This window comes from Propionivibrio sp. (assembly GCF_049316945.1).
In the GTDB taxonomy this organism is placed as follows: domain Bacteria; phylum Pseudomonadota; class Gammaproteobacteria; order Burkholderiales; family Rhodocyclaceae; genus Propionivibrio.
Window position 1 is genome coordinate 75,275 of sequence record NZ_JBMOJE010000007.1, and the last position, 10,326, is coordinate 85,600.

A 10,326-nucleotide genomic window follows, 5' to 3' on the forward strand; every position below is an offset into this window, starting at 1 on the left:
AAAGTCGCGCAAGCGACTCTCGAACCTCCCCTCGCCCTCTGGGAGAGGGGGCGGGGGGCGAGGTTGGGAATTCGCGGAGCATGCTCCGCGCCAATCGAGCGATTCCGGCTGCCAAGCCGGAATGCGCCCTGCAAGGGAGGGAAACGGGCAGGGCTTTCATTACTTGTTGTGCCTATCAAAGTCATGCCCGTCAGGCGATACGGGGGTGAGCTCCAAGGCGCCCGCTTCCTGCATCAGGCGTACCCACGCCACATCCCGCTGCGAGCGGTAATCAACACCCTGCACCACGATTTCCAGCCAGGCCTGTCGGGCCCGCAACAGCCCGACCTCGGTCGCGCCGCCCCCGGTGACTTGCTGTTCAACCAGCATGATCGCCTCTTCTTCCTGCAGTTCGGACTCGCGCCAGGCAAGCGACATGGCCTCTGCCGCGCGCCAACGAGCCCAGGTTTCGGCAATGCGCTGGATCGTCATGCGGCCTTCCTGCGTGGCGCGCTCCCTGGCGGCGGTCTGCCGATGCGCCGCGCTATCCACCCGGCTGATGGTCGCCCCGCCCTCAAAGAGCGGAACGCTGACCCCGAGAAAGATTGAATGCGCTTCCGCCGAAGCGGTACCGAAGGTCCCCATGGTCTTCTGCACGCTGATGCTGACTTTGGGCCATAAATCCGCCCGCGCCACCGCATATTCGGCCGATGCCTGCTCGGCTTCCGCCTGCGCCTTCAACAAGACAGGCGCAACCTGTAAAGCAGAGGCCTCCAGCGCCTCCCTCGATAACGGGCCGCTCCACCAGCGCCGCATATCGTGCTCGTTCAGCGACGCCGGCGTTGCATCGGGCAGCAAGCGCCTGAGCCTCGCTTCAGCCGCCGCCAGGTCAGCCTCGGCCCGTGCGTGCAAAGCCGCAGACTGAGCGGCGCGGGACAGGATCAGTCGCTCTTCGGTAGCCTTCATGCCGCCACCAGCCACCGTTGCGCGCACCGCGCCCACCTGCAAGCGCAGGTTGGCAGCCAGACGTTCGCGCAGCGCCAGGGCTTCCCTGGCCGTGGCGATGCCCAGCATGGCCTCCAATACTTCGCCCACCACCGCCTGCTCGACACGCCTGACCTCCGACTCCTCCACGCGCACCGCGACACGGGCCAATTCCACCCGCGCCGACTCGCGGCCAAAGAGCGGAATCGGCTGCTCCAGTTCCAGACCGTAGGTTCGCTTGTCACCATCGCGGATCAGCGGGTCCCGATTTTGACTATTGCCCACCGAGCTAACGCCACGCAGCACCGGTAGGTAAGCGGACCATGCGCCTTCGGCCTCGACCATCCTGGATTGAAAGATGGATCGGGCAGCGAGGACGCGGGAGTCAGATTCCACTGCATTGCGAAGCGCCATGGAAGGCTCCGCCCCCCAGGTGGCAGTCGAAACAAACCAACAGCCTATCAGCAGCCTTTTGAACAAAGGTCTGTGGGCGATATTTTTCAAGGGTTATCAAATTCCAATTAAATTATTTTCAGATTTTAGTTTGGCTTTGATGTCAAGGCAGGGGAGGGCCACGATTAAACCGTGGTCTGTCCCTGTTTTTTTCTCAGCCACGACCTAAAAGACCAAAGCCTCTTCTATCCTTTGCCGGCAAACCAGTATGATAAAATGCTAAGTATTGAGCATTGGGAGCCAAGGGCGTGTTAATTTCCGTGAAAATTAATTAGACCATAACTCCTGTCGATAAAATCAAGCCAAATCAAAGTGCCCTAAAGGTGCAAGCGGGGTGTTATCAAACAGGAATCCCATGGCCATATCGCCAATTTCTAGACCTTCGATCTTATACTCAGTACCTGCAACTTCGTAATGCTTGTTGATGCCTCTATGATCATCAAGATCATAGAGGTCAAGCTTCCCCCAATCAAGGTTATCAACTATTTGCAAGTCGTAAGAATTAACGTCATCACTTATAGAGTATGGATTACCCAAGCCATCCTTAATATTCAACAGGTTGGTACCGGTTGGCACCAACACCGATTTCGTCCCTACCAAACTGCCAGGATTGGTCAGATACCACTCATCATCATCAACATCTGTTTCGTTTTCGTCAATCCATGTAATAACGTGATTGCCTGAGAACGCCAGATCAAAATCAAAAGCGTTTCTGACTTGAACCTCGCCATTTGCAGTGAATCCACCTTCATCAAAGTAGTCATCAATATCTGATTTGGAAATAAAATCCTTCGGAAGTCCGTTCAGAAGATCGATTCTTAGATATGAACTACCCATGCTGCCATGATCCAAGTCAGCATATCCGGTATCTATATCATTGAAACGCAGTTCATACAAAAGCGAATTGCTCTGCATCTGGCCGTAGACCTGATAGGAATATTCAACGCCTGCACGCCCCTCGGTGCTGTGAACGTTGATAATTGGCGCATAAAGCGAAAGTAATTTCGCGTCGAGAGAGTTATATAGGCCACCTGCATTGCTGAACGCCCCTTGACCTTTCCAAAGCACATCAAGTGCGCTAGCAGTTGGAATAGAGCCTATTTCGAGTGCTTCAATGTTATAAAGCCAATCAATTTCTGTGGTTATGGTGTTGGTTACTTGAAGAGAAAGATTCACGACATCAAAAGAGTAGTCAGTGTATTGACCAGAAAAAACTGCCGTATCGTAACCACTACCGCCGTGTATCCGATCATTACCTGAACTACCGATGAGTCTGTCGTTGTCAGTCCCACCGTATATGAAATCGTCGCCTCCAAGTCCATTAATCACATCACTGTTACTTGTACCAGTCAATAAATTACGGGAATCAGATGGGGTGTCCACGAAATGCAGTTGTTCTACACCATAAAATTTATCAGGTGTGCCGTCGACGTTAACAGTTACCTCCTCTTGCTTATGCCGGGTGCCGCTAATACTACCTTGAAAGATTTCGCCGGAAAAGATCAGTGTGTTTTTAAAGTCATACACTACCGTGTCTATTCCATTGATCAAATTGTTGCGTGTAACAGCATCACCATATACTTTATCATCTCCTGTGCCTATGTAAAATATGTCATTACTTCCCTGCTGCAGGACATCGCCGATATAATCAACTACAGGAGTTCTCGTCTGAATATCTATATCGCCAATAAGTACATCATTCAGCTGTGTACCAATTAGAATGTCTTTCCTTGTCCAACTTTCAGCATACCCAAGCCACTCTGCTGTTGTAGAAATGTTGATTCCTGTAACGTTTATAACCGCATCACCAGTTGCCCGTCCTTGATCTCCTGGCAGAACACCTGCATTCGCGGCAATATCACCTACCACGGAAAGATTACTTAACTGCCGAATAACAATAGGGTCATATTCAACCTAGCCATAGAAACCTGTATTATTTTCGAGATAATTCATATCGCTCAGCATGCCAACTTGTGCCATTAAGGTAACAGCATCCCGATAATTTGCCATGCTGTGCAATTGAGTAACCGCTTCCTTGTAACCTTCTAAAGCGACGTTTGTTTGCAGATTAATTTGCTGACCCGGTTGAAACGCGTGTAATGGCACAAAGGCACTGCCAGCTTGTGCGACCTGAGTCACATCAGCAACCAAATCACGAGCAACTTCAAAGCGAGTATATTCGATGCCAGATGCATCAAACACATTATGTCTTTGCTGCGCATCATTCGTTGAATTCATTACCATACCGGGTGCTGCAAAAACTACGCCTTCAACGCCGCCGCCCCTTGCCTTCAGAATTTCGTGGATCGCAATCCCTCCATCAGGATCTGTTACAAACCACGAGGCCATTCCGGCCCCCAGGCTATGGCCTGATACGTAGAGATGGATGATTTCTGGATTCGTCTCCACATAAGTCCTGAGGCTGTCTATCAGGGGCTTGAATAATTGGTATCCTTCATCCTGTTGTATCCAATAATAGGAGTCGGTTTTTACAACCGGCGCTATTGCCAGTTCCGCGATCTGGCTGGTCACTTCATTCCTAGCTTGTTCTCGATTTTCGACATTTGAATCAGCAAACGTATTATATAATTGAAGTAAATCGATGTCTTTAACCAAATCAAGCAAGAACCTGCCTGTATCTGACAAAGCTACAGAGAGCAGGCCTCCAGTTAATTTATTGCCGATCTCCATAATAAAATCAATTACGTCTTCTGCGGCTTGATTTATGTATTCTTGAGCCGAATTGTATTTCGACTCAAGAATATAAGTAACAACCGCTTTAGTCACACTATGAAGATATTCAGGAATCGGTCCATCCGTAACATAGAGAGGTTGGCCATTTTCATTTTTAGGCACAAAGCCTTCTACATCTTCCGTGCCTCTGAATGAGATAACCATATCATTACCGCTTTGAGCAACAATTGCACCGCCAGAGCCATGCAACAGTTGTTGATCAGTTACTTTTCCATGAATAAATACTTCACTCCCTGTTTCTGCATCCGTTTTAGTTTCAGTACTCCTATGCTGAGGTACGGTACCAGATTCATAATAGACGTTACTCCCATTCTGTTCCAATCCGTCATCACGTTCTACAATCAAGGCACGCAATGAGGGGTTAGACATCTGCGCCAACTCCTCAACCGATAAGAAAGTCCAAGTTCCTGCGTCGGATTTCAGCCAGTTATATAATTCTTGTCCAGAATTTCCTGCTGAGACATGGTTTGGTATATTACCATTCTGATTCGCAATAGGGTTTAGTTCAGGCATATAAAGCTGTGTTACCCCCACCGTTAAATCAACTGGTCTAGTCCAATAAGCCGCCTGCGCAAATTTTGCCAAAATACCGATCTTTTCTGATACAGCTTCTGGCATACCGCTTCCGTCAGCTACAACATTAAGATCCTCAAAGTCAGAAAGATTAAACGTCTGCCCTGTCCCGTTGAATTTCAGCTTTTCAACATCAAAGAAAAGTGTGTCGGTACCATCACGACCAGAAACGGTGTCTTTAACAACCAATGTATTGCCGACACGATTTATTTCGTATTCACCTTGTATTTGGCCGTTTTGGTTGCGAGACATGCTGCCACTAAACACCGTCGTATCAATACCACCCCCACCCACCAATACATCATCCCCTGCGCCGCCAATTAAAATATCGTTATTCGAGTTATCTAGGGTGATGCCATTGCGCACAGTAAAGGTGTATTTACCATCCTGATCCAAGGCCAGCATCTGCGCTTGATTGCCAGACGGCGGCATTTCGTAATAGCCATTCGAGGTTCCTGCTGAATATCCTGCTCGAGCGACAGAACCACCCAGTCCACCCGATCCACCACTGGCACTACCTGTTGTCCAATTCACATCCTCGTAGCGATAAACAATATCAAAGTTTCCATTTTCTGTGCCAATCAACTGCAATTGGAAGGCGTTCAGCTTGTCGGTCTGTCCACTGTAGTAGCCCACGTCATCCCATGTAACGGTGAATATCTTGGCTTCTTCATCCAGGTTGTAATAGACCAGATTCGAACCTGTGGAATTTCCACCCTGGGTTGGCGCAACAGTACCGCCTCTCGTATCTACATCCGCCCAGAATGGGGCGATGATGGGGTTATTCACTCCGGCGTTAATCACGCCAGGTGTATATGTGGAAATCGGTCCAGCAAATGTGATATTGCCATTGTTGTTGACATAAACAGACGTGAACGAACGTCCGAAGAAATTTAACCCGTTTTCGCCAAATGCAGATGTCAAGTCTATTGCACCAGTTGATCCATCATCGTTGCGACCAAGAACACCCTCACCAAAACCGGCATCGCCGCCCAAGCCATTTACCAGATGGTTTTGTCCGGTGACGATAGGGCCACCAACCCCAGTTTGTCCTGGCTTAAACACCGGGAAAGTTTGTTGATCGCCGAACAGCAGATCGTTTCCAACACCGCCAATTAATCGATCCGCACCCGATAAGCCAATCAGAATATCGCCATTCGCTGTGCCAGGGATGATATCGTTACCCGTAGTGCCTTCCTTGATTGTTGCATTGCCTGTGCTCACGATAACCGTATCGATGTAAGTTGCACCAACCGGCAGGGTACCATCACTGCCTTGCGGATTCAGAGATCTGGCAATGTACATGCCAGTCAAATCAAGGGTTGTTGTTGAACCAAGGATGTTTCCAGTTCCAGCGATCACCGTTGCGCCGCCAAATGACGTTGAGTCGTCTACAAGTAAGGTAACGTTTGAACCAATGTCTACGCGGTTTATTTGGCTGAGGTTAAGCTGACCAAGGTCAAACAGAACGGGGCTTTCGCTGGGCGCGATGCGCACGGTACTCCCGCCATCCCCGCGCACTGAACTTAATGCTCCGAGTTGAATTATGGTAAAGGTGACATCCGAACGAATGACAACGTGTTCAATTCCTTCGATATCCCAAGTGCTCAAATCGGCGGTGCCAAATACATACAGGGTATCGTTGCCTTCGCCGCCGCGAATCACGCCGCCGCCCACATCCTCGCCGAAGGTTTTGCCGTTGAGGGTGGTGAGCGGGAAGCCAAGTATGTCGGTATCTTCCGGCGAATCGATCTTGCCGCCGCCGGAGAGGTCGCCGACGATAACGAAGCGGTCGTCGCCAGCACCGCCATGCATTTCGTCCACGCCCTTGCCACCGCGCAGGATGTCGTTACTGTCACCACCGTTGAGAATGTCGTTGCCATCGCCGCCGAGCAGGCGGTCGTTGCCGGTACCGCCGTTAAGCGTTTCACCGGCTTCGGAGGCAACCAGCAAAGCGCCGCTGACGAAGCTGGCACCGCCGTGGGTGGCATCGGTGGCACCGGCTTTGTCCTGAATGGTCAGGGTGGTGTGTTTGCCGGTCAGGTTGAGGGTGCCGGAGGCTTCTGAGGCACGCAGCGTGCCTGCGCCTGTGAGGTAGAGCAGGTCGGCCACGTCGGCCTGATCAACGATCAGGGTGACGTTGGCAGCGAGATTGAGGGTCTTGAAGTCGGACAGGCTGACACCGGAGAGATCGACCGTGATGGGATTGCCGGACGCATTGGTGATGTTGAGCACCGACTCGCCATCGCCAAAGATGACGGTCAGCCCGAGGGCGGTCAGTTGCTGGGCGCTGATGGTGACGGTGGAGTTGACCTGGAACTGGGTGATGTTGGTCAGGGTGACGCCGGTGAGGTCAACGTTGCCGTAGATGACCAGGCGGTTGGTGCCCGTGCCGCCGTCGATGCTTTCGCCTGCCACCACTTCACTCACTACCCGTCCATTGAGGTCGGCCAGGGTGAGCACGCTCGAAAGGTCGATGCCGCTGCCGCCGGGGTTGGTGATGTCGGACTGGAGATACTGGCCTGCCGCTGTCTGGCCAACAACGACCACGATGTCGTTGCCGTCGCCGGTGGTAACGGTATCGGCCCCTTCGCCTGGGCGAATGATGTCATTGCCGATGCCGGTATTGATGGTGTCGTTGCCGGCAAGACCGGTGATTATGAAGTCGTCCAGGCCAGCGGGAAAGCTGATGGTGTCCGCGCCGGCCGTGCCAACGAGGGTAGTGGTTTCTGCCACGTCGGTGACGGCGATGGCGAAGACTTGCGCTTTGGAGAGTCCTCCGCCGTCGGTGGCGGTTACGGTGACATTGACGCTAACCGCAGCTTCGTGATCCAGGCTGTTGCCCGCCTTGAGTTTGAGCTGTCCGGCGACCACTTCAAAGCGGGCATCGTCGACGGCGAATGTGTGCGTGTTCCCGGCATCCGGGTCGGTGACGGTCAGGTTGCCGATGATGGCGCCTGCGGCGTTTTCAGCAACGGTGTTGGCGGAGAGGGTAACCAAGGTGGGTGCGTTGTTAGCTGGTGCAGGGCTAGCTAGTGCAGGGCTAGCGGGTGCAGGGCTAGCCGGTGCAGGGCTAGCCGGTGCGCTGGCCGATGACGAACCGCCTCCACCACCGCCCCCTGCGCCGGCCGCAGCCGCCAGGCCGAGTGCGCCCAGTGCTATGGCCATGGGCATGGAGATAGCCGTTGCACTGGCCGCAACCTCTACTTCTGTAGCTACACCTGTCGCGACCTCAGTTCCTGTGCCCTCAGCGGCATCGGTCACCACGCCGGTTTCTGCCTGGGCATATTGCAGCCCTAAGCCCTGGTCTGAAAGTGCCTGAATCTGCCCGTCTTCGTAATAGACTATGCTTCCATCCTGCCCGATGGCGTAAGCGCAAGCGTTTTCACCGATACAGGGCTTGCCGGTTACGGCGTCGAGGAGAACCAGATTAAGTTGGTCGTCAACCAGTTCCTGAATGAGGGGCTCGATTTGGGCAAGTTCGGCCAACGCTTGTTGAAGTTCTTGCTGAATATCTGCATTTTCAACGGCCACTTGAATGGTATGGCTAGTGGCTTCGGTTGTGCTGGCTTGAGGTTCGTTGGCAGCATCATGTTGTGGTGATCCATCCGCCGTATCAAGCTGCTGTGCCACTTTTGCGTGAGCGTGCTCGATAATTCCAGCCAAGGCCAGCAGAAGGATGTGGTTTTTATTCGTCCCTCCAATATTTTTAGCCTTGCGAAATAACTCATCAGTAGCACGCGCGAACAGTTCAGCTTTAACCTCAAACATGATCCCCTCCAATGGGAATGGTTGTAATATGTGGCGATACTAAGTGTTTCACCTTAATTTACGTTGCATGACAGTTATGACAATATGAAATCTCTCTGCCACGGCGACATTACGAAGTCATTCCGGCGATGAAGCTGGTTTTCGGTGAACGCGACTACACCTTTCGCAGTGGCGGGCTGTTTGCCTTTTTACTGGTTTTGAAAGATGCCTATCCCGGTTGGGTTGATATGGCAGGTATTGAAAGCCGCATGCCGGGTGTTGATCCCCGCCAATTGGCGAGGTTCGTCGATATGCTGGAAGAAGCAGGCTTGCCTTTGGTGCGTTATGAAACCAAGACACGCGGCGGTTTCAAACTGGCCGTCGATCCGGAATCGATCGCTTTCTTTGGCAACTATGACCCCCCCCCCCCCCCCCCCCCCGGAACTACGCCGTTAGCTCCGGTGCTCTTCAAGTCAATAGCCGCATTACCGCTCACGGCTTATCAAGTCGACGCCTGGGTTGTCTGGGTGGTCGCGTTGTTGCACTCTACGCTGGAGCTGCACAGCGGGCACTTGTACTGCAAGGGTGGCGCGCTCGGTCATCTGGATGTGGCAGAAGCGGCATGCAAGTCGCTCCCGGCTTGGACTGCCAGCGTCGTGTATGTTCGCCGAGCCTTTGTGCTGGAAAGGCAGTCGAATTACCAAGAGGCCGCTTTATGGTTGCGCCGCGTCGATACCGCCATCCGGCAGGGTTACGCCCACCCTGCCGCCAAGGCAAGAGCCAACCTTGTTCGCTCCAAGATACGCTATGACCAAGCCCGCTACCCCGAGGCAGAGCGTTTTCTTTGTTCGGCATCAGAGCCTGGGGGAATGCGCGATCCTTATTGGCTCAGCATGAATGCTTTAGTTGCCGGGAGAAAATTTCTCTCGTCTGCCGACTCGGAAGCCCCCATGTTGCTGTCTCAAACGCTCTCCTTTTTGGCTGAAGCGCTTGGCTATGTGTTTCTCGGGCACGGCGATACCAGTCTGCTCGATGGCCTTTGCCACAACTTTGGCAAAAATCTTTTGCGCGGCATCAAACGCGGGCTGATTCCCGAAGCCTGTGCCGATACCGTGATGCAGTGGCTGGCAACAAACATGCTGGTCTGTAATAAGCTGGGTATTGGTGACGATTCTGTTCTCTCGAATCTTCTGTTGATCGATGTCGGTCTGGAGCATGGGTATTCCCCCACGCAATGGCCGCAACAGCTACGCAAGCAACTGGGTTTTGCCTGCGATCTTGGCGGGTTGCTGGAAAAAGCCTTGGCTCAGGCCCGGCAAACGGGAAACCGTCTGGAAATTGCAAAGTGCCTGCAGTGCAAGCTGCGGCTGATCACGTCGCCAGATGAAGCACGGCGAACTTATTTTGAAGCCGTAGAATCGTACAGAGACTTGGGCAGAAAGGATATGGTCCTCCAACTGAAGGAAGACTGGCGCATACGGTTCAGCAGTTCGCCGCCGGCAAGAGGTTTCGTGGCTTGACTCAGTAAAATGCTCTGTGTAACTCGTTGATCGTGAATGGATTGTTTTTACGGCTTACGATAATGGCATTCGTGCTGTTGCCTTGCAAGAAAAGTGCTGCGCAGTGTCAGCATCAGGCAGTGGTTGGCACCTGGCCACGATCAGCTTGTTACCGCGCCGATTTTCTCCATGCTGCGCAACGCCGCTTGAAAGGGCGCATTGTACGGCCTTGATCAGCGCGGTTAGCCAGATGCCAAGTAAATTCGGGTGTTGCGATAGCCTCAGATTTCTTCTGTTAGGACCCAATTGGTTTGGCACTTTTCACACCAGCGTG

The 10,326-nt window shown here is 52.6% G+C and carries 4 protein-coding genes; 1 reads left to right on the forward strand and 3 read right to left on the reverse strand.

What is annotated here, in order from left to right; all coding sequences use genetic code 11:
• Window positions 1-159 precede the first annotated feature (159 nt).
• The 3 genes from ACOYNV_RS03215 to ACOYNV_RS03225 form a co-directional block, all read right to left on the reverse strand.
• The gene (locus tag ACOYNV_RS03215; RefSeq protein WP_422898298.1) at window positions 160-1,377 is read right to left on the reverse strand and encodes a TolC family protein; all 1,218 of its coding nucleotides are present in this window, start codon (window positions 1,375-1,377) and stop codon (window positions 160-162) included.
• A gap of 336 nt (window positions 1,378-1,713) precedes the next feature.
• The gene (locus ACOYNV_RS03220; protein WP_422898299.1) at window positions 1,714-3,285 is read right to left on the reverse strand and encodes a calcium-binding protein; all 1,572 of its coding nucleotides are present in this window, start codon (window positions 3,283-3,285) and stop codon (window positions 1,714-1,716) included.
• A 45-nt stretch (window positions 3,286-3,330) separates the two neighbouring features.
• Window positions 3,331-8,514, reverse strand: coding sequence for a beta strand repeat-containing protein (locus ACOYNV_RS03225; protein WP_422898300.1), 5,184 nt, complete (start codon window positions 8,512-8,514; stop codon window positions 3,331-3,333).
• 128 nt (window positions 8,515-8,642) lie between these two features.
• Between ACOYNV_RS03225 and ACOYNV_RS03230 the strand changes: the two genes are divergently transcribed.
• Window positions 8,643-10,013 carry a hypothetical protein gene (locus ACOYNV_RS03230; RefSeq protein ID WP_422898301.1) on the forward strand — a complete coding sequence of 457 codons (1,371 nt, stop codon included), beginning with the start codon at window positions 8,643-8,645 and terminating at the stop codon, window positions 10,011-10,013.
• Window positions 10,014-10,326: the final 313 nt, after the last annotated feature.